Genomic DNA, 17,142 nt, shown 5'->3' on the forward strand with positions numbered 1-17,142 from the left:
CTGACCTGCGACAACGATCCGCGTGGCGGCTCCTGCTCGGTTGCGGTGTTTGAATGGACCGTCGTTTCCCGGTCTGGCAAGGAGAAGTGCTGTGCCCCTGGTGTCCGTCGTCATGCCCGTGTACAACTCGGCAGCGACCCTCGGTGCGGCCGTCCGGTCGGTGCTCACCCAGACCCACGGCGACCTGGAGCTGCTGGTCACCGACGACCAGTCCTCGGACGGCTCCATGGACCTGCTCCGCGAGTTCGCCGAGCAGGACGAGCGCGTCCTGCCGGAGCGGGCTCCCGAACAGGGCGGTGCCGGCCGGGCGCGCAACCTCGCGATCGAGCGGGCCCGCGGGGACTACGTCGCCTTCCTCGACAGCGACGACATGTGGCTTCCGGAGAAGACCGAGAAGCAGCTCGCCTTCGCCGCGGAGGCGACCGCGCCGCTGACGTTCACCTCGTACTTCAAGATGGACGCCGACCACGCCGGCGAGAGCACCGAATGGGTCCCGAACGGACGCGTGGTGCGCGCGCGGGAACACGTGGACTACCGCGCGATGCTGGTCCGCGACCACATCGGAGCCCTCACCGCCATGTACGACCGCAACGCCCTGGGCACGAGGCTCATGCCGGAGATGCGCAAGCGCCAGGACTACGCCCTGTGGCTGTCGATCATGCGGGACGGCGCCGACGCCCGGGGCCTGGCCGAACCGCTCGCGGTGTACAGGGCCCACCAGGCGGGGTCGCTGTCCTCGAACAAGATGTCGCTCGTGCAGTACAACTGGGCGCTGTACCGCGAGCACGAGCACCTGTCGGTCCCGCGGGCGACGCGGGCGCTGGCCGGCGCGGTGTGGCAGTCGGTGCGCAACTCGCGCATCTAGGACGTGTCCTTCGCATGGGGCCGGGCGCGCGGGAGCCCTCGCAGGGCCCGGTCTGGGCGTTCCAGGGCCTCGCGGCGGACCCGTGCGGTGGTCGGCCCGTCCGTCAAGGCGGCCCGCCCGGCCGGATGGCCGCTTCGCCCGGCCATTCCTCCCCCGCCCGCATCCCCTGCGGCTGATGATCCGTCAGATTGGGTCGGGGGGTGATGCACGCTGGCCACCCCGGTAGTCCACCGTCATCGCGAAGGAGCTCGGCATGCGCAAGAGGACCGCGGCCGCATTGGGCGGCGCCGCACTGCTCGCCACCACACTGCTCGGCGGAACCGCGTCGGCGGCTCCCGCAGGAGCCACCTGGCTGTGCGGGGACGCCTGGCTGTCCAGCCGTGCGGAAGGCCACGCCTGGATCCGGTACTGCGAGGACAAGAACGTCATCGTGGCGACCGTCACGGACGACAAGGCGGACGGCCGGTGCCCGCGGGTTTCCGGGTACCTCTACCACAACAAGTACTACGTCCACTCCCCGTCCATCGGGCCCAAGGGCGCCTCGCGGGACATCGTCATCTACGCACCCGACGGCGACTTCTTCTACACGGCCGGGGTGTCCTGGGTGAGCTGCTGACCCGTGCGGGCCGACCGGCGGCCGGGACACCGGCCCGTCGGCCGGCCCGGTGTCGGCCACCGCCCCGGCGCGACCACCCTGGCCCCGGCGGGCCGTCGGCCGGTCGGGCATGAGCCGTCACCGGGCATCCAGCCCGGGAACGCGTGCCGGTCCGGCCCGGCCCCGGGCGTCAGGCACGGGCGAGGACCGGGGGGTTGAGGCGGGCGAAGCCCTCCTGGCGTTCGTACGGGAAGTACGGGTACGGCGCGGGTCGGTGGCTGGCGGCGTCGAGGCGGGCGACCTGTCCGGCGGTCAGCTCCCAGCCGACGGCGCCGATGTTCTGCCGCAGCTGCTGCTCGTCGCGGGCGCCGACGAGGACGGTGGAGACGGTCGGGCGGCGCAGCAGCCAGTTGATGGCCACCTGGGGAACCGTCCGGCCCGTCTCCTGCGCGATCTCGTCGAGGGCGTCGATCACGTCGTAGAGGTGGGCGTCCTCCACGGGCGGGCCGTAGTCGGCGGTGGCGTGCAGCCGGCTTCCGGCGGGCAGCGGGCGGCCGCGGCGGAGTTTTCCGGTGAGGCGGCCCCAGCCCAGGGGGCTCCACACCATCGCGCCGACGCCCTGGTCGCGGCCGAGGGGCATCAGCTCCCACTCGTAGTCGCGGCCGATGAGGGAGTAGTAGACCTGGTGGGCCGCGTAGCGGGGGAAGCCGTGCCGGTCGGCGGCCGCGAGGGACTTCATCAGCTGCCAGCCGGCGAAGTTGGAGACGCCGGTGTAGCGGACCTTGCCGGAGCGGACGAGCTGGTCGAGGGTGGACAGCACCTCCTCGACGGGGGTGGCGGCGTCGAACCCGTGCAGCTGGAAGAGGTCGATGCGGTCGGTGCCGAGCCGGCGCAGGGCGTCCTCGACCGCCGTGACGAGGCGGGAGCGGGAGGTGCCGTGGTCGCCGGGGCCGTCCCCGGTGGGCAGCCCCGCCTTCGTGGAGATGAGCACCTGGTCGCGGCGGCCCTTGACGGCCTGGCCGAGGACTTCTTCCGAGGCGCCCGCCGAGTAGACGTCGGCGGTGTCGAAGAGGGTGATGCCGGCCTCGATGCAGATGTCGACGAGCCGGCGGGCTTCCCGGGCGTCGGTGCTGCCCCAGGCCCCGAAGACGGGGCCCCGGCCGCCGAAGGTGCCGGCGCCGAATCCGAGGGCGGGGACCTTGAGACCGGACGCACCGAGCTGCCTGTATTCCATGACGGACTCCTCCCTGAGCAGTAATGGGATCACAGACCCATTAAGATGATCCCAACGTAGCAGTCGATCACCATTAATGGAACCAGGGACCCGTTATGACGTTGCCGAGTGATGCCCCGATGCCCGCCGACGGCTCGCGGGACACCCGGGATGCAGGTGCCGCCGGGGGCGGGGCCGCCGAGCCGGGGACCGTGCGCCCCGGGGGCCGGACCGCCCGGGTGCGGGCCGCCGTGCTGGAGGCGGCCGGGGACATGCTGGCCGAGCAGGGCTTCCACGGCCTGGACCTCGCCGAGGTCGCGCGGCGGGCCGAGGTCGGCAAGACCACCGTGTACCGGCGCTGGGGAACGGTGGCCGGCCTGGTCGCCGACCTGCTGACGGACATGGCCGAGCAGTCCCTCCCCCGCACCGACACCGGCTCGCTGGAGGAGGACCTGCTGGCCAACGCCCGGCTCGTCCGGCGCACCCTGACCGACCCGCGCCAGGGCCCCCTGTTCGAAGCCGTCATCGCGGCCGCAACGGGCGACGCCCGGACCGCCGAGGCCCTCCACCGCTTCTACGAGGTCCGGGTCGCGCAATGGGCGCCCTGCGTCCAGGAGGCCGTCGCGCGGGGGGAGCTGCCCGAGGACACCGACGCCGCCGAGGTGGTACGGGCCGTCTCCGCCCCGCTGTACTACCGGCTGCTGACCACCGACGCACCGCTGGACGAGGCCGCGGCCCGACGGGCCGCCGCGGCGGCGGTCGCGGCGGCCCGCGCGGGGGCCTTCGTACGGACTCCGTGAGCGCAGGCCCCGGGGGCGCGGCCGCCGGGGAAGGGCCCCCGGGAGACGTCCGGGGGCGCACCCGCCGCGGTCAGGCTTCGGCCTCCGGCGCGGGGGCGCACGGGACCTCGGCGCGGCGGCGGCGCCGGTAGGCGATGGCCAGAAGGGCGAGGAGCGGCCCCCAGAGCAGGAGGGGGGCGTAGGAGGCGACGAAGAAGGCGAGGTGCCGGCCGTGCAGGGCCACGGTCGGGAAGTCGTCCGGGAGCGGGTCGCCCTGGAGGGTGGTCCCGGAACCGATCCGGACGGCGAGGGCCGTCCACAGGACCGTGAGGACGGCCGCTCCGAGCAAGGCGGCCGTCACGACGGCCCGGGCCGGTACCCGGCGGCCGCGCAGGACCGGCACCCAGCGGGGGAAGACCTCTCCCCACGCGGCGACGAGACCGACGGCGGCGAACGCGAGGAGCTCGGACAGCACCGACAGGAAGGTGACGTACACCAGCCCTGGAAGGTCCGCGGGCGCGCCCGCGGTACCGTGGCGCCCGCTGCCGCTCCCCGCACCGGACACCACGGCCGCGATGCGCCAGACCCCGGACGGCAGGACGATCAGCGGGATGCCGTGGGCGACGACCCGGGCCCAGCGGGGGACGTCCGCGACCGGAGCAGGGCCGGCCCGCCCTGCTCCGCCCCATCCGCTTCGCCGTGTCTCGTCGAAGGTGTTCATCGGTACTCCTCGGCTCACGTGACGACTCCCGGTCCTGGTGCGTCGAAGATCGCAGCCGCGGGGGGCGGCAGACATCAGCCGCAGGCACGAACGGCTCCCCCGCACGGGTGAGGGTCCGTCGCACGGACATGAGGGGGGACCTTCAGACCAAGGGCGTGCACCGGCGCAGAACCGGAGGAGCACGGGAGGCGTCATGATCTTCGGAACAGAACGGACGGACGGGGACGGCCCGGACGGAACGGGACGACCGGCCGGGCGGGCGGGCGGGAGCGAGGGGGCACAGGTGGCACGGCGGAAGCGGGCGGGGGCCGGCGGACCCGCTGAAGGAGGCCCGGACGGCACCGGTAGCCTTCCCCTCGCCGGAGACAGCGCGCGACGAACCGGCCCCGTTCCCGCTCGCTCCCCAGGAGGACGCACGTGTTCAAGGTCAACGAGTACTTCGACGGCACGGTGAAGTCGGTCGCCTTCACCCAGGAAGAGGGTCCGGCGACCATCGGGGTGATGGCTCCCGGCGAGTACGAGTTCGGCACCGCCGCCCCGGAGACGATGCACGTGGTCAGCGGGGCGCTGACCGTGAGGCTTCCCGGCGCGGACGGCTGGGAGACCTTCCCCGCCGGCAGCCGCTTCCAGGTCCCGGGCGACAGCACCTTCCGGCTCACCGTCGCAGTCGAGACCGCCTACCTCTGCGAGTACCGCTGATCGCCTGCGGGTCCCCCGGCACCCGCCCCTGAGCCCCGCCGAACGGCCGGACCGGCACCCTCGGCGTCCCCGCAGCGCGGTCTCCCCGGCCCCCCGCCCGGGGAGGGTGCCGAGGCCGGCGACGGGCTCGCGGTGGGAGACGGCGAAGAGGCCGCCAGAAGACCGCTACGGCAGATGGCGGGCGAAGAAGGCCCTCACCCGGCGCCGTACCTCGGCGAGCGTCGCCGCCGGGTCGCCTGTGCCCACGAGGGCGGCGCGCGCCGCCGCCGTCACGAGGCCGGTGGCCTGGAGCTGCGGGACGAGCGAGCCGTAGTCGGTGAACGCCCAGTGGTTCGCGTCGGCGAGCAGCGCGCGGCGGCCGGGCAGGCCTGCCCAGGAGGACTCGATACGGGCGGCGCCCTCGAATCCGTCGGTACGGAACAGCAGCAACGGCCGGTCGTGGTCGGCCGGCGCCGGGTGCAGGTCGAGATAGCCCTCCAGGTTCGCCACCGCTGCGACCCGGCGGTCGCCGCGGGCCGCGTACACCGCTGCCGTGCCGCCTGCGGAGTGCCCGTACAGCCCGATCCGGTCCAGGTCCATGACCGGGGCGAGCGAGAGGCCGCCGAGCCGGTCCAGGACGAATCGGAGGTCCGCGATCCTGGTGTCCGCCATCGTGCGGAAGGTCGCCGGGTCCGGCGGCCCCATCAGCACGGTCCTCCGGATCCCGGTCGGCAGTTCCACCTGAGAAGGGTCACCGGGATGGTCGACGAGGACGATCACCCGGCCATGGCTCGCCAGGTCCTCGGCGAGGCCCGTGCCGAGTACGCGGGAGTCGCCGCCGCCCGGCGAGTACACCAGCACCGGCCGTCGCCCGGGCAGCGCCGGCGCGCCCACCCACCCGTGGGTGAGGACCGCACCCCAGTCCACCGCTCCCGGCTCCGGCAGCCCCTGGTGGACGTGCGGCGCGTACGCGGCGAACGCCTCGGCCTCGGCCGGGGTGAGCTGCGGGGCACGGGCGAGGCCGCGCACCGTTCGGGCCGGGTAGAGGACGGTCAGCATCAGCTCCCGTACACCGCCCACCCACGGGTCGGTACGAGCCGGGTCCGTCAGATGGACCGTCTGCAGGCCTACGGGGTAGGGGCCGGAGGGTGCGGGCAGCCGGAGGACCGGGCCACCACCGGAGGCGGATGCGGTCGTGGGCAGCAGGGCGGCGGCACTGCCGAACAGGGTGCCCTTCAGGAGCGTGCGTCGTGAAGTCATACGGGCATCCTGGGAGCGGGGGCCGTCGTGGTGCGAAGGTTCAGGCCCTGCCCGAAAGGCTGGACCAGGACGGGGAGTTGTGAGCTGTGCGCGTGCTGCGAATCCATTTCACCGCGGAGGACCTCTCCCGGATCCGCTTCGCGCCCCGCCCGGCGCCGCTCCAGGAGCTGCACGCCGCCCTGACGACAGCCGTGGCCCCGCGCACCGGCCCCCTGTTCGCCCCGTGGCGCGGCCGTGTCCTGCGCTCCCTTCCGGCTGCCACCGGCCCGCTGGCGGACCTGGTTCCGGCGGGCCGCCCGCCGTCCTTCCTCGACGTGCTCGGCGACACCATGGCCGACGGCTTCCGCCTGATCCGCGCCGCCGGCCCCGGCCTCGTCCGTTCCGAGCTGGAGCGGGTCCACGGGGCGGTGCCCGCGCCCCGCTGGATCCGTGGCCTGCACGCGGGCGACGCGACGTCCTGGCACACCCTGCGCCGCGCCCAGCAGGCCGCGTACGAGGCGGTCCTCGCCCCGGTCTGGTGCGTCGTACAGGATCTGCACCGGGAGGAGTTCACCCGCTACGCCCTGACCGTCGCCGAGCACGGCCTGGCCGCCACGCTCACCGGCCTGGCCCCGGGCAGCCGGCTCCACGGGGGCGTGTGGGAATGGCCCGGCACGGCGCCGGCCCGGGACGTCTGCCTCGACGGGCGCGGCCTGGTCCTGCTCCCGACCTTCCACCACCCGTCGGGCCCGCTGCTTCAGGACGTCCCGGGCCGCCCCGCCGTGCTGACCTACCCGGCCGGCCCCGGGCTCCCTCCCGCCCCGGAGCGCGCGGCCGTTCCCGCCGAGGCGCTGGCCGCCGTCCTGGGCCGCACCCGGCTCGAAGCCCTGCGCCTGCTCGCCGAGCCCCACACCACGACGTCCCTGGCCCGCGCCCTCCGCGTCAGCGACGCGACCGCCTCGTCCCATGCGGCGGCGCTCAGATCGGCAGGCATGGCGACGACGACCCGCACAGGCCGCTCGGTCACCCACGAACGCACCGCCCTCGGCACACTGGTGGCGGGTGGCGGGCCACCGTAGTACGGCACGGCCGCCGGCGGTCGTGGGCGTCGGGCTCGGGACGGTCGCCGGGCGTCGTCCATGAGGCGGCTCCCCCGGGCCCAGGCAGCGATCCCGACCCTGTTGCGGACCCGGAGCTTGTTCTGGATCGTCGCCAGGTGGCTCTTGACCGTGCTCGCACGAGGGGCCTCGCTCGGCGTCACCGACGTGATCGCCGAGGAGCCCGGCCGAGCCGGCTCGCCCCGGCGGTGGCGACGGGCCGGGGGACGGCGGCCGAGTCGCCGGACGCGGCGACGGGACGCGGCACGGCCGGTGCACCCTCCCCGCGGGCGAGCATCGCGCAGGGAAGCCCGTCCACCCCCGGGCAGCCGTCCAGCCACCCTCACCCCACCGCGTCCTGGACGCACGGCGGCGTCGCGGGGATGAGCGGCCGCAGCGGCCGGTTGATCACCACCCGGGCGCGCCGTTCCCTCGCGGCCGCCCGGAACGGGGCCATGCTGGCGGCAGCGGGTACGCCCCACGCTCCCGCCGGCCACACCGGTACGGCCCCTCGCGGAAGGCTTGCTCATGTCGGCACCCCATCACCCGGGACCGCTCCCGCCGGCCCGTGAGCTGTTCGACATCCCCGAGGACGTGGCCTACTTCAACACCGCCAGCCTGGCCCCGACCCTGCGGGCCGGGCTCAGCGCGGGAAGTGCGGCCCTGCGATGGCGGGCGCAGCCCTGGCGGATCCGGGCCGGTGACTGGTTCGGCGCGGCGGAGGAGCGCCGGGCCCTGTTCGCCGCGCTGATCGGGGCGGCCGCGGACGACATCGCGCTGGTGCCGGCGACCAGTTACGGCATGGCGGTGGCCGCCGCCAACCTGGACGCGGCGCCCGACAGCCGGGTGCTGGTCCTCGCCGACGAGTACCCGTCGGGGATCTACACCTGGTGGCGTTTCACCGAACGCACCGGTGCGCGCATGCTGACCGTACGGCGCGAGGCCGGCCAGACCTGGACCGACGCCGTGCTGGACGCGCTGGACGAGACGGTGGCCGTGGTGTCGGTACCCCAGGTGCACTGGACCGACGGGACATGGCTGGAACTGGACCGTGTGGCCGGGGCCGCGCGCGCCGTGGGCGCGGCTCTGGTCGTCGACGCGAGCCAGTCCGCCGGCGCCGTCCCCCTGGACGTGTCGTCCCTGCGCCCCGACTTCCTGGTGTCCGTGGGGTACAAGTGGCTGCTGGGGCCCTTCGGTCTCGGCTACCTCTACGCGGCGCCCGCCCACCAGGACGGCCGGCCGTTGGAGGAGAACTGGATCCTGCGCCAGGACGCCCAGGACTTCGCCCGACTCGTCGACTACCGCGCCGCCTACCAGCCCGGCGCGCGCCGCTTCGACGCCGGGGGCCGTACCGCCTTCGAACTCACCCCCATGGCCGTCGCCGCCCTGCGCCGGCTCACCGACTGGACCGTCCCCCGCGTCAGCGCCACCCTGGAGGACACCACCGCCCTCATCGCCCGGCACGCCGGCCGGCGCGGGCTGACCGTCCCTGCGCCCCGCGGCCCGCACATGCTCGGCATCACCGTCCCCGCCCACGTCCGGCAGGCCACCGTCCGCGCACTGGAACGGTCCGGCGTGTTCGTCGGAGCCCGCGGCGACGCCCTGCGGATCAGCCCCCACCTGCACACCACCACCCGCGACATCGACCGGCTCTTCGAGGCGCTCGACACCGCCCTCGACGCCCCACCCACCCCCTGACTCGCTCCTTCCGCCGGAGCCGGACGTCCTCCGCTGCCGCTGGGCGCCGGCCGGCGGCTGGAGGCCCACGGCGATCCCGCCGAGCAGCCCACGCGACGTCGGCTCCGCGACCTGCTCGGCGGAGGGGCCGAGGCGGTGGCCTCCGGCTTCGGCAGCGGGCGCGTCGCGATGGGCTCGGGGCGGCGGTGTCAGTCTCCGTCGTGGAGTGCTTCCAGCAGGCCCAGCGCGTACACGCGGTCCGCCTCGCCCGCCGCCACGCGCGCGCGGACCTCGGCCGCGCTGTCCGGGTCGGCGGCGACGCCGGGCTCGACGACCGCCCAGCCCGGCCGGCCGCCCGCAGTGGGAACGGCGATGACCTCCAGGTCGCAGCGGCCGGTCATCAGGACCGCGAGGAGGGCCAGGTACTCACGCTGGAGCGCGGGGCCGAAGGCTTCGCCGTCCGGGCCGGCCAGCACCGCGGGATGGCCCTCGGCGAGCATGGCGCAGGTGTCACGGGCCGCAGCGACGACCGCTTCGAAACCCGACGGCCCGCACCGGGCCGCGAGCGCCGCCAGGTAGACGCCGAGGACGTCCCCCTGCCCGTCAGGCCCCGGCGGGCCCTGCGAGGAGGCCGGTAATGGTCCGCTCACCAGCTCGGCACCCCCGCTCGATTCGGCTGAAAGTTCAACTGCCCGTCAACCCTACCGCCATTCAGTGCTCTTGAGCGGCGGGTTCGGGCCAGTCCCGCCGTCTGGGCACCGTCGCAAGACGCAGCCGCGGATGGGTGCCGCCGACGGCCCGTGGGAGCGGTGTTCCCGGCAGCCGCACGCTCGTGCCGGACGGGCTCCTCCACCTCCGCCCGGCCGGAGTCCTGGTCTGCCGGGCCCAGGCCTCAGGAGCAGGAGCGAACCGCGGCGTCCCAGGCACCGGGACTGCGGTGGTGGTTCCTGTGCCCCGCGGCGAGTACGTGGCGCAGTCCGGCGAGGTGCCGGGTGTCCGCCGGGAGGTCCAACCGGTCGAGGAGGGCCAGTGCGGCAGCCGGTTCCAGGTCGCCGTAGACGTCGTGGAAGCTGGCCCGAAGACCGCGGAAGAGGGCTGGGTGCAGGGCGGGGAGTCGCAGCGCCGTGCGGTACGCCGGCTCCTTCACCGTCCAGCGCACCGGTCCCGAACACTCGAGAACCAGACGGGCCCGGCGGAGCAGGGCATCCGAAGGCTCGGCCACGATGCGGCCGATGTCGTTGCCGAGGACCTCGGCGAACGCCGTCGCGGACGTGGCCTGGTCCTCGAACCAGTCCACCCACAGCGAGTAGGTGACGGCCTCGACTTCCCCGTCCGCCTCCAGCCGCCGGCGGTAGCCGTCCCACAGCACGTCGGCCGGCAGGGGACCCTCGCTGCTCTCGTTCGCGAACCGGATCTCGCAGGTGACCCAGTACGCGTCGAGGAGGTCCAGCAGCCCGAAGGCCAACCGGAGCTGGTCGGCCGGGTCCAGATCTTCGGCGAACACGTCGCCGGCCCGGGAATGTGCCACGTCGCCGGCCGTGAGCAGTACCTCCGGCGCCGCGTCGCTCACCCACCCGTCGCGCACCTGGCGAACACCCTCGTCGGCCAGCCAACGCCGCGCGGCCTCCGCGGCTTGCGTCTCCATGCGGCAAGTATGACAAGCCCCGCAAGATCCGAAGATCCGAAGATCCGAGAGGGCCCGGCCGGCACCGGACCGGTCCGGGCGCCACGGCCCGGCGGCCGGCCGCCGATCGAGGACGCCGATACCGCTCTGGAGCCACTGGCCGCCGGGCAGTGTCCGAGGCGGATCGTAGAGTCTCCCCGTGGGAATCTACGTGTGCTGCGTCCACGCCGACGACTGGTCGGACGACGACATCCTCGGCCCGACTGCCCGGCTGCTCGACGGCGAACTGGTGGGGCGCGGCCTTCCACCCTGCCCACCGCCACCGGCGGGCGACTTCGTGCCGCGGTCCGGAGCGTCGTTCGAGGAGAAGATGTACCGGCCGATGCAGACCTTCGAGGATCTGTGCCGAGCCCAGCCGGACGGTGAGGAGTGCTGCGAGGCGCTGCTCGGTTGGGACCTGCTGATACCGGTCGACTTCGAAGGTGCCCTGAACCTGCCGGTGTCGGGGCCGTACAACGACACCACGACCGTCCACAGCGCACGTCGCGTCCTCGGGACGGCGCGGCGTCTGGCCGCCCATCTCGCCCTGCCGCCGCAGGTGCCCCGGCACTCCGACGGCCTCGGCCTCGGCAACTGGTTCGACAGCCCGGCCGCCGCCCGGGCCGCCACGACCCACCCCGGCGCGTGGGCCGACGACCTGGACGCCGCGTACTACACGGCGCTCTACCTCCGCGCCGCCGAGCACTCGCTCCGCCGCCAGTGCCCCATGAACTACATCTGACGGGTCTCGTCCGGCCCCGGGGCCCTGCGATGTCGCCGGGCGGTGCGGGTTTCCCGGCTGCGTCACGTTCGAGAGGACGACGTTCCGGCGGCTCCCGGTGTCGGGCTGCCCGGGCCGCGTGCGGCGTGTTCGCGCACCGCGATCCGTGCCAGCTTCGTGAGCATCATGCCGTTGCGGACTGCGACGACGTAGTCCACGGGGAGGCCGTGCATCCGCGTGCCGGGGCCCCGGAGGGGGTGCCAGTCGAGGGTGAAGAGGGTGTGCTCGCCCCAGGGGAGCAACTGCATGGCGATGCGAGCCGCACCGAAGGGTCCCGCCTTCGCTTCCAGTTGCAGGCGGCGCAGTGGTTCGCAGATGCGGACGACGCAGGTGTCGTCAAGGGTGAGGGGGCCGACGCCGACGCGGACCTTCAGCCGTGCGCCGACGTCCGGCCACTGCGGGTCCACGGCGAGGACCTGCCGGGTTCCCGTCACCCACTCCCCGTAGCGGTGGCCGTCGGACAGCAGGTCCCAGACTTCGGGCGGCGAGCTGAGGATCAGACGGCGGGTCCGGGCCACGGTCACGCTCCTGGAGGAAGGGCGGCATGGGGGCGCCCCCGGTCACGGCGTCCCCTGGGACGAGGGCGACCGGGCGGACCCGGTGCGACGGGTCGTCTCTCCGGCCGTCCCACGGGCTCGGCTTCCAGCGTCATGCCCGGCACGGTGTCTGCACAGCCCGAGGACCCCAGACGAGTGACGAGTGCCGAGTGACGGCTGCCGGCTGCCGGCTGCCGGCTGCCGGCTGCACGATCGTCTGCGAGGTCGGCGCCGTGTCAGTGGCCGCGACCGGTGGCGTGCAGGGTGCGGTGGGCGGTGGTGCGCAGGTGGTCGAGGACGTCGGGGTCCGCGTCCAGGGTGTAGTCGGCGGGGAGGCCGGCCAGGGTCCGGGCGATGCGGGTGAGGGAGTCGTCCGAGGCGTCGACGAGGCAGGTGGCCCCGTCGAGGGGGCGGATCCGGCCGGCCGGGTGGCGTGTACGGGTGCGGACGCGGTCGGCGGAGGCGCGGACGGTGGCGACGGCGCGGTGGCGGGTGGGGGCGGCGGAGAGGCGGGCGGCCACGAAGGCGGCGGGGTCTTCGCCGGGCAGGTCGCGGGCGGGGACGCGGTGGCCGGTGGTGGCGGCGCCGGTGATGCGGTCCAGGCGGAAGATGCGCCAGTCGTCCCGGTCCCTGTCGTGGGCGAGGAGGTACCAGAGGTCTCCGGAGGCGACGAGGTGCTGGGGTTCGACCCGGCGTGGAAGGGTCGTGCCGGTGCGGGCGGTGTGGTCGAAGGTGATGATCTCGTGGTCGCGGCAGGCCACGGCGAGGGTGGCCAGGAGGGCGGGGTCGGCACGTGGGCCCCGGGTTTCCCAGGCGATGCCGGCCAGGGATCGCTGGAGGGCGGTGACCTGGGTGCGCAGGCGGCGGGGCAGGACCTGTTCGAGTTTGGCCAGCGCTTGCAGGGCGGTCTCCTCGATGCCGGTCAGGCCGCCGGCCGCGGTGCGCAGGGCGACGGCGACGGCGACGGCTTCGGCGTCGTCGAGGAGGAGCGGGGGCAGGTCGGTGCCGGCGGCGAGGCGGTAGCCGCCGGCGTGGCCGCGGGTGCTGTCGACGGGGTAGCCCATCCCGCGCAGCCGGTCGATGTCGCGGCGGACGGTGCGGACGGTCACCTGGAGGCGGTCGGCGAGGTCCGGGCCGGACCATTCACGGCGGGTCTGCAGCAGGGACAGCAGGCGCAGCATGCGGGCCGTCATGTCGCTCGTCATGGCCTCCACTATGACGGGGTCAAAGGACACCTGGTGTCCTCAAAGGTTCCGGCTCCCCAGCACAAGCACGGGCCGCAGCCCGTCCGGCCCCGGCCCGCCGGGCGCGCGGTGTGACGGGTGCCGAGCCCGGCACCACCGAGCGGTCCCGCTGCCGGACGGGGCCGCGCTCCTCGTCGAAGTCGAGCGCCTCCACGTCCCCCTCCCCTACAGCCGGTACCAGTCGTCTCCACCGGTACGAAGCGAACGACCGAGGTAGTCCCGCAGGTCGTTGGCCACCCATCGGCGGCTGTCGCCGGCCGGCCCGTGGAACCCCATCTGTCCAGGTCAGGAAGGGAGTTGCTACTGTGCCTCTCGTTTGGCCCGGCATGGTGATCGGGCCTTGTTCTATCTCCACAGATGGGTTTTCCGTTGAAGAAGTCGTTTGCCTCCCTGGCTGTGGTCGGCCTTGCCGCCGCCTCCGTCGTGACCCTGGCGCCCACCGCCTCGGCCTCCGGCTGCACCTCGACCTGGCTGAGGAGCCCCGGAACGACCACGACCGGCGCCATGGTGGCGACCAAGGCCAACTCGCCCTGTCACGACCTGAACGTCTCCTGGTCCTACAACCCCTCCGGCAGCGGCTCGGGCTACTTCGGCCTGTACCGCAAGTCGAGCACGTCGGGCTGGATCGGCGGCTCCAGGGGCTACGTCCAGATGGACAACGGCTACCACGACATCAACAACTCCTACTTCGCGCTGGTCACCGACCTGACGCCCGGTACGCAGTTCACCGTGATCAGCCGCAACCCCGGCGACGAGGTCACCATCGTCCACTGACCCGGCTCCGTGTCTGCCGGGCATGCGGTCCGGCGGACACGGCTCCGAGCACCTGATCGCCCTCGTCATCGGAGGTAGGCGGTATGTCCAGACCCGCCCGGCCCTTCCGCCGCCCCCTTCCCCCCACCGCTTTCAGAGCAGTGCTGGCCGGCACGCTGTTGATGCTGTCGTCCGCCTGCTCGACGCCCGGGCACTCCGACGCCGCACCGAGCGGCGTCCCGGCGGGCGCGGTCGCCGTCGAACCCGCCGCGCCGGTGTCGTACGGGATCCCGCAGGACGTCACCGCCATGGTGTTGCCCGCCACCGGCAAGGACACCCGGCTCACGCAAGGGCTCGAAGGCTTCGCCAGCCTGGTCCGCTCGCAGGCCCTGCGGGACTGCCTGGCCACCGCGCACGCTCCTGTGCCCGACATGCCTCCGCCCATGTTCATCCGGCTGTTCGAGATCCCGGACGTCGAAGCCCTCGCACGCAACGGCTTCCAGGGCGGCGTCGTTCCCGGTCCGGCGCTGTCGCCCTCGCCCTCCGCGAAGGCGGACGACGCCGTGGTCCAGCGCTGCACCCGGCAGGGCGACGCGGCTGCCGCCGAGCTCCGGTCGGTCTACGGCCCGCTGCTGTCGCGCTGGCTCCTCCAGCTCGCACCGCTGGAGCAGGACGCGACCGTCGTGTCCGCGCGCGCGTCCTTCACGTCCTGCCTGGCCGGCAAGGGCGTACAGGCGAAGGACGAGAACGGCTTCTTCGACGGAGTCGACAGGAAGCTGCAGACGATCGACGGCCGCGACGCCGTGAAGGCCGAGGACCGCAGGCTCGGGGCGGTCTACGCCGCGTGCATCGACCCGGTCGAAGCAGCCCGCGCACCGCTGCGCGCGCAGCTGCGGGAACGGTTCGCCGCGGAGCACCGGGCCGAGCTCGACAAGGTCCGCGGCCTGCCCGCGCTGCTCACCGAGATGGAGAAGCGCTACACGATCCGCTTCTCCGTGCCCACCACCGCCTGAACGGTCAGGCCGGCAGCGGCGTCGGCAGGGTCGGCCCGCGGCCGAGTCGGGTCAGGCGGTCCCGCAGGCGGGCCAGGAAGCGGTCCTCGTGTGCGCGGAGGTGGAAGTGGCCGCCCGGCGGCAGGTGCAGGGCGGCGGGTCCGGTGGTGTGGGCCTGCCGGGCGGAGAGGTCGTCCCTGATACCCCGGACATCGACCGCGTCCACCCCCAAACCCCCGCCCCGGCTGGTCACTTACCACCACGCGCACCGGACGCGTGCATCCCGCGGTCGGGTCGCCCCGGGCGGGGTCGTCTCGGGGATGCCGTGCGGGTGGCGTTCGGTTCGCCTATAGCCTGTGCCACCATGATGCGCGCCTGGATCCTGCCGATGTTGTTCGTGCTCTGCGGCTCGGCCGTGGCCGCCGGCGAGTTCTCCGAGGGGAGCCCCGGCACGGCCGCCGTCCTCCTGGCGGGGTTCTTGGCGCTCGCCGGTGTGAACTCGCCCCTGATCTTCCCGAGGTCGATCCGGGCGGAGGAGGCACGAGGCCGCGGCGCGGTCGACGGCCGGCCCGTCGTGTTCTGGCGGCCGGGCTGCACGTACTGCATACGGCTGCGCCTCCGGCTGGGCCGCAGCGCCCGCCACGCGCACTGGGTCAACATCTGGCGCGACCCGGCGGGAGCGGCGGCAGTGAGGGCGGCCAACGACGGCAACGAAACCGTCCCGACCGTCTTCGTGGCGGGCCGGCCGCACACCAACCCCGATCCGGCATGGGTGCGCGAGCAGCTCTCCTCTTCGGCGCCGCAGCACCCCTGAGGGAGCTCCGGCGCCCGGTGCCGACGCGCCGGGCCACGACACGGGCTCACGCGAGGGCGTGTCCGGTGGTCACGTCCACATGGGCGGGGACCGGGTCGTGGCGGTCGCCCACGGTCGGCGTCCCGGTCGGCTCGAACAGGAGGATCGCGGCGCCGGACGGCGCGGACGGCTTGTGCTCCGTCCCTGCGGGGACGGTGAAGACCGCCCCCCGGGGCAGCACGACCGTGCGCTCGCCCCCGGGCTCGCGCAAGGAGATGTGCAGTTCACCGTCGAGGACGAGGAAGAACTCGTCGGTGTCGTCGTGGGCGTGCCAGAGGTGTTCGCCGCGGACCTTGGCGATCCGGACGTCGTAGTCGTTGACGTGCGTGACGATGCGGGGGCTCCACAGCGCGTCGAAGCCAGCCAGGGCCTCGTCGAGGGAGATGGGTCGGTCGCTCATGCGTTCATCCTGAGCTGTTCCACCGGGCCGGCGTGAGTGCTAGGAATTGCACATGGCGCAAGAATCCTCGCACCGGGCCCAGACGGGCGTCCACCGGGTGGTCGTGATCGTGGACGAGAACTCGAACCCGTTCGAGCTCGGCTGCGCGACCGAGGTCTTCGGCCTCCGCAGGCCGGAGATCGGCCGCGACCTCTACGACTTCAGGCTCTGCTCCCCCGAGCCCCGCACGGCGATGCGGGACGGATTCTTCACGCTCACGGGAGTCGCCGGCCTGGAGGCGGCCGATACGGCGGACACGCTGATCGTCCCCAACCGGCCCGACGTCGAAGTGCCCCGCAGACCCGCGGTGCTCGACGCCGTCCGGCGGGCGCACGCCCGCGGTGCCCGTCTGATCGGCTTCTGCAGCGGCGCCTTCACCCTGGCCGAGGCCGGAGTCCTCGACGGGCGCCGGGCCACCGCCCACTGGCAGTGGGCGGACGACTTCCGCCGGCGCTTCCCCGCGGTCCGCCTCGCATCGGACGTGCTGTTCGTGGACGACGGCGACATCCTCACCGCCGCGGGAAGCGCGGCCGCACTCGACCTCGGGCTCCACGTGGTCCGCCGCGACCACGGCGCCGAGATCGCCAACTCCGTGAGCCGGCGGCTGGTCTTCGCGGCGCACCGGGACGGCGGACAGCGGCAGTTCGTGGAGCGCCCCCTTCCCGACCTCCCCGACGAATCCCTGGCCCCCGTCCTGGCCTGGGCACAGGGGCGGCTCGACGCACCCCTCACGGTCGCCGACCTCGCGGGGAGGGCGGCGGTCAGCCCGGCCACGCTGCACCGCCGCTTCCGGGCGCAGCTGGGAACGACACCCTTGATGTGGCTCACGGGGGAACGGCTCGCCCTGGCATGCCGATTGATCGAGCGCGGCGAGTCGCGTTTCGAGGTCGTCGCACGGCGCAGCGGGCTGGGCACGGCTGCCAACCTCCGGTCCCTCATGCGCCGCGAGACCGGCATCACCCCCTCGGCGTACAGGCGCCGGTTCGGTCCCGGGACGGGTTGACCGGCGGGGCGCCG

20 protein-coding genes are annotated in these 17,142 nt (G+C 74.0%); 11 read left to right on the forward strand and 9 right to left on the reverse strand.

Annotation, left to right across the window (positions count from 1 at the left end):
* The first annotated feature begins 91 nt into the window (after window positions 1–91).
* A complete protein-coding gene (locus tag AB0469_RS17980) occupies window positions 92–865 on the forward strand; it encodes a glycosyltransferase (RefSeq protein ID WP_366452377.1) in 774 nt (257 codons plus the stop codon).
* Window positions 866–1,118: 253 nt separating this feature from the next.
* Window positions 1,119–1,481 carry a hypothetical protein gene (locus AB0469_RS17985; protein ID WP_366452378.1) on the forward strand — a complete coding sequence of 121 codons (363 nt, stop codon included), beginning with the start codon at window positions 1,119–1,121 and terminating at the stop codon, window positions 1,479–1,481.
* 169 nt (window positions 1,482–1,650) lie between these two features.
* Here the strand turns inward: AB0469_RS17985 and AB0469_RS17990 are convergent, their stop codons facing one another.
* Window positions 1,651–2,694, reverse strand: coding sequence for an aldo/keto reductase (locus tag AB0469_RS17990; protein WP_366452379.1), 1,044 nt, complete (start codon window positions 2,692–2,694; stop codon window positions 1,651–1,653).
* A 119-nt stretch (window positions 2,695–2,813) separates the two neighbouring features.
* On the opposite strand from AB0469_RS17990, the gene AB0469_RS17995 reads away from it, so the two are divergent.
* Window positions 2,814–3,473: a TetR/AcrR family transcriptional regulator gene (locus tag AB0469_RS17995; RefSeq protein ID WP_366452500.1), complete on the forward strand. Its 660-nt coding sequence runs from the start codon at window positions 2,814–2,816 to the stop codon at window positions 3,471–3,473.
* 70 nt (window positions 3,474–3,543) lie between these two features.
* Here the strand turns inward: AB0469_RS17995 and AB0469_RS18000 are convergent, their stop codons facing one another.
* Window positions 3,544–4,173, reverse strand: a complete 630-nt coding sequence (locus AB0469_RS18000) for a hypothetical protein (RefSeq protein WP_366452380.1) — start codon at window positions 4,171–4,173, stop codon at window positions 3,544–3,546.
* 417 nt (window positions 4,174–4,590) lie between these two features.
* Between AB0469_RS18000 and AB0469_RS18005 the strand changes: the two genes are divergently transcribed.
* Complete coding sequence (locus AB0469_RS18005; protein WP_366452381.1) at window positions 4,591–4,872, forward strand: pyrimidine/purine nucleoside phosphorylase; 282 nt, start codon at window positions 4,591–4,593, stop codon at window positions 4,870–4,872.
* A gap of 165 nt (window positions 4,873–5,037) precedes the next feature.
* Here AB0469_RS18005 and AB0469_RS18010 read toward each other — a convergent pair whose 3' ends face one another.
* Entirely contained in the window at window positions 5,038–6,111 is a 1,074-nt protein-coding gene (locus AB0469_RS18010; protein WP_366452382.1) for an acetylhydrolase, read from the reverse strand.
* 92 nt (window positions 6,112–6,203) lie between these two features.
* Here AB0469_RS18010 and AB0469_RS18015 point away from each other — a divergent pair, with 92 nt between their 5' ends.
* A complete protein-coding gene (locus AB0469_RS18015; protein WP_366452383.1) occupies window positions 6,204–7,169 on the forward strand; it encodes a winged helix-turn-helix domain-containing protein in 966 nt (321 codons plus the stop codon).
* Between the two features lie 546 nt (window positions 7,170–7,715).
* The gene (locus AB0469_RS18020) at window positions 7,716–8,885 is read left to right on the forward strand and encodes an aminotransferase class V-fold PLP-dependent enzyme (protein ID WP_366452384.1); all 1,170 of its coding nucleotides are present in this window, start codon (window positions 7,716–7,718) and stop codon (window positions 8,883–8,885) included.
* 188 nt (window positions 8,886–9,073) lie between these two features.
* On the opposite strand, the gene AB0469_RS18025 is transcribed toward AB0469_RS18020, so the two are convergent.
* Entirely contained in the window at window positions 9,074–9,514 is a 441-nt protein-coding gene (locus tag AB0469_RS18025; RefSeq protein ID WP_366452385.1) for a hypothetical protein, read from the reverse strand.
* A 242-nt stretch (window positions 9,515–9,756) separates the two neighbouring features.
* Complete coding sequence (locus AB0469_RS18030; protein ID WP_366452386.1) at window positions 9,757–10,509, reverse strand: hypothetical protein; 753 nt, start codon at window positions 10,507–10,509, stop codon at window positions 9,757–9,759.
* A 178-nt stretch (window positions 10,510–10,687) separates the two neighbouring features.
* On the opposite strand from AB0469_RS18030, the gene AB0469_RS18035 reads away from it, so the two are divergent.
* Window positions 10,688–11,269 carry a hypothetical protein gene (locus tag AB0469_RS18035; RefSeq protein ID WP_366452387.1) on the forward strand — a complete coding sequence of 194 codons (582 nt, stop codon included), beginning with the start codon at window positions 10,688–10,690 and terminating at the stop codon, window positions 11,267–11,269.
* Window positions 11,270–11,331: 62 nt separating this feature from the next.
* On the opposite strand, the gene AB0469_RS18040 is transcribed toward AB0469_RS18035, so the two are convergent.
* Window positions 11,332–11,826: an SRPBCC family protein gene (locus tag AB0469_RS18040; protein ID WP_366452388.1), complete on the reverse strand. Its 495-nt coding sequence runs from the start codon at window positions 11,824–11,826 to the stop codon at window positions 11,332–11,334.
* A 254-nt stretch (window positions 11,827–12,080) separates the two neighbouring features.
* Window positions 12,081–13,049, reverse strand: coding sequence for a WYL domain-containing protein (locus tag AB0469_RS18045; RefSeq protein ID WP_366452389.1), 969 nt, complete (start codon window positions 13,047–13,049; stop codon window positions 12,081–12,083).
* A gap of 408 nt (window positions 13,050–13,457) precedes the next feature.
* Between AB0469_RS18045 and AB0469_RS18050 the strand changes: the two genes are divergently transcribed.
* Both AB0469_RS18050 and AB0469_RS18055 read left to right on the forward strand, forming a co-directional pair.
* Window positions 13,458–13,862 carry a hypothetical protein gene (locus tag AB0469_RS18050; RefSeq protein WP_366452390.1) on the forward strand — a complete coding sequence of 135 codons (405 nt, stop codon included), beginning with the start codon at window positions 13,458–13,460 and terminating at the stop codon, window positions 13,860–13,862.
* A gap of 83 nt (window positions 13,863–13,945) precedes the next feature.
* Window positions 13,946–14,854, forward strand: coding sequence for a hypothetical protein (locus AB0469_RS18055; protein ID WP_366452391.1), 909 nt, complete (start codon window positions 13,946–13,948; stop codon window positions 14,852–14,854).
* 4 nt (window positions 14,855–14,858) lie between these two features.
* Here AB0469_RS18055 and AB0469_RS18060 read toward each other — a convergent pair whose 3' ends face one another.
* Complete coding sequence (locus AB0469_RS18060; protein ID WP_366452392.1) at window positions 14,859–15,059, reverse strand: hypothetical protein; 201 nt, start codon at window positions 15,057–15,059, stop codon at window positions 14,859–14,861.
* A gap of 138 nt (window positions 15,060–15,197) precedes the next feature.
* Here AB0469_RS18060 and AB0469_RS18065 point away from each other — a divergent pair, with 138 nt between their 5' ends.
* Window positions 15,198–15,647, forward strand: coding sequence for a glutaredoxin domain-containing protein (locus AB0469_RS18065; RefSeq protein ID WP_366452393.1), 450 nt, complete (start codon window positions 15,198–15,200; stop codon window positions 15,645–15,647).
* Between the two features lie 46 nt (window positions 15,648–15,693).
* Here the strand turns inward: AB0469_RS18065 and AB0469_RS18070 are convergent, their stop codons facing one another.
* A complete protein-coding gene (locus AB0469_RS18070) occupies window positions 15,694–16,086 on the reverse strand; it encodes a cupin domain-containing protein (RefSeq protein WP_366452394.1) in 393 nt (130 codons plus the stop codon).
* Between the two features lie 52 nt (window positions 16,087–16,138).
* On the opposite strand from AB0469_RS18070, the gene AB0469_RS18075 reads away from it, so the two are divergent.
* Window positions 16,139–17,128, forward strand: coding sequence for a helix-turn-helix domain-containing protein (locus tag AB0469_RS18075; protein WP_366452395.1), 990 nt, complete (start codon window positions 16,139–16,141; stop codon window positions 17,126–17,128).
* The last annotated feature ends 14 nt before the right edge of the window (window positions 17,129–17,142 follow it).

The organism is Streptomyces sp. NPDC093801 (assembly GCF_040701585.1).
Classification (GTDB): Bacteria; Actinomycetota; Actinomycetes; order Streptomycetales; family Streptomycetaceae; genus Streptomyces.

What these genes read in the sequence shown, in the direction of transcription:
- AB0469_RS17985 (WP_366452378.1), top strand. Translation starts at nt 1,119, where the DNA reads ATGCGCAAGAGGACCGCGGCCGCATTGGGCGGCGCCGCACTGCTCGCC.
- AB0469_RS17990 (WP_366452379.1), bottom strand. Translation starts at nt 2,694, where the DNA reads ATGGAATACAGGCAGCTCGGTGCGTCCGGTCTCAAGGTCCCCGCCCTC.
- AB0469_RS17995 (WP_366452500.1), top strand. Translation starts at nt 2,814, where the DNA reads ATGCCCGCCGACGGCTCGCGGGACACCCGGGATGCAGGTGCCGCCGGG.
- AB0469_RS18000 (WP_366452380.1), bottom strand. Translation starts at nt 4,173, where the DNA reads ATGAACACCTTCGACGAGACACGGCGAAGCGGATGGGGCGGAGCAGGG.
- AB0469_RS18010 (WP_366452382.1), bottom strand. Translation starts at nt 6,111, where the DNA reads ATGACTTCACGACGCACGCTCCTGAAGGGCACCCTGTTCGGCAGTGCC.
- AB0469_RS18020 (WP_366452384.1), top strand. Translation starts at nt 7,716, where the DNA reads ATGTCGGCACCCCATCACCCGGGACCGCTCCCGCCGGCCCGTGAGCTG.
- AB0469_RS18030 (WP_366452386.1), bottom strand. Translation starts at nt 10,509, where the DNA reads ATGGAGACGCAAGCCGCGGAGGCCGCGCGGCGTTGGCTGGCCGACGAG.
- AB0469_RS18045 (WP_366452389.1), bottom strand. Translation starts at nt 13,049, where the DNA reads ATGACGAGCGACATGACGGCCCGCATGCTGCGCCTGCTGTCCCTGCTG.
- AB0469_RS18055 (WP_366452391.1), top strand. Translation starts at nt 13,946, where the DNA reads ATGTCCAGACCCGCCCGGCCCTTCCGCCGCCCCCTTCCCCCCACCGCT.
- AB0469_RS18065 (WP_366452393.1), top strand. Translation starts at nt 15,198, where the DNA reads ATGATGCGCGCCTGGATCCTGCCGATGTTGTTCGTGCTCTGCGGCTCG.
- AB0469_RS18070 (WP_366452394.1), bottom strand. Translation starts at nt 16,086, where the DNA reads ATGAGCGACCGACCCATCTCCCTCGACGAGGCCCTGGCTGGCTTCGAC.
- AB0469_RS18075 (WP_366452395.1), top strand. Translation starts at nt 16,139, where the DNA reads ATGGCGCAAGAATCCTCGCACCGGGCCCAGACGGGCGTCCACCGGGTG.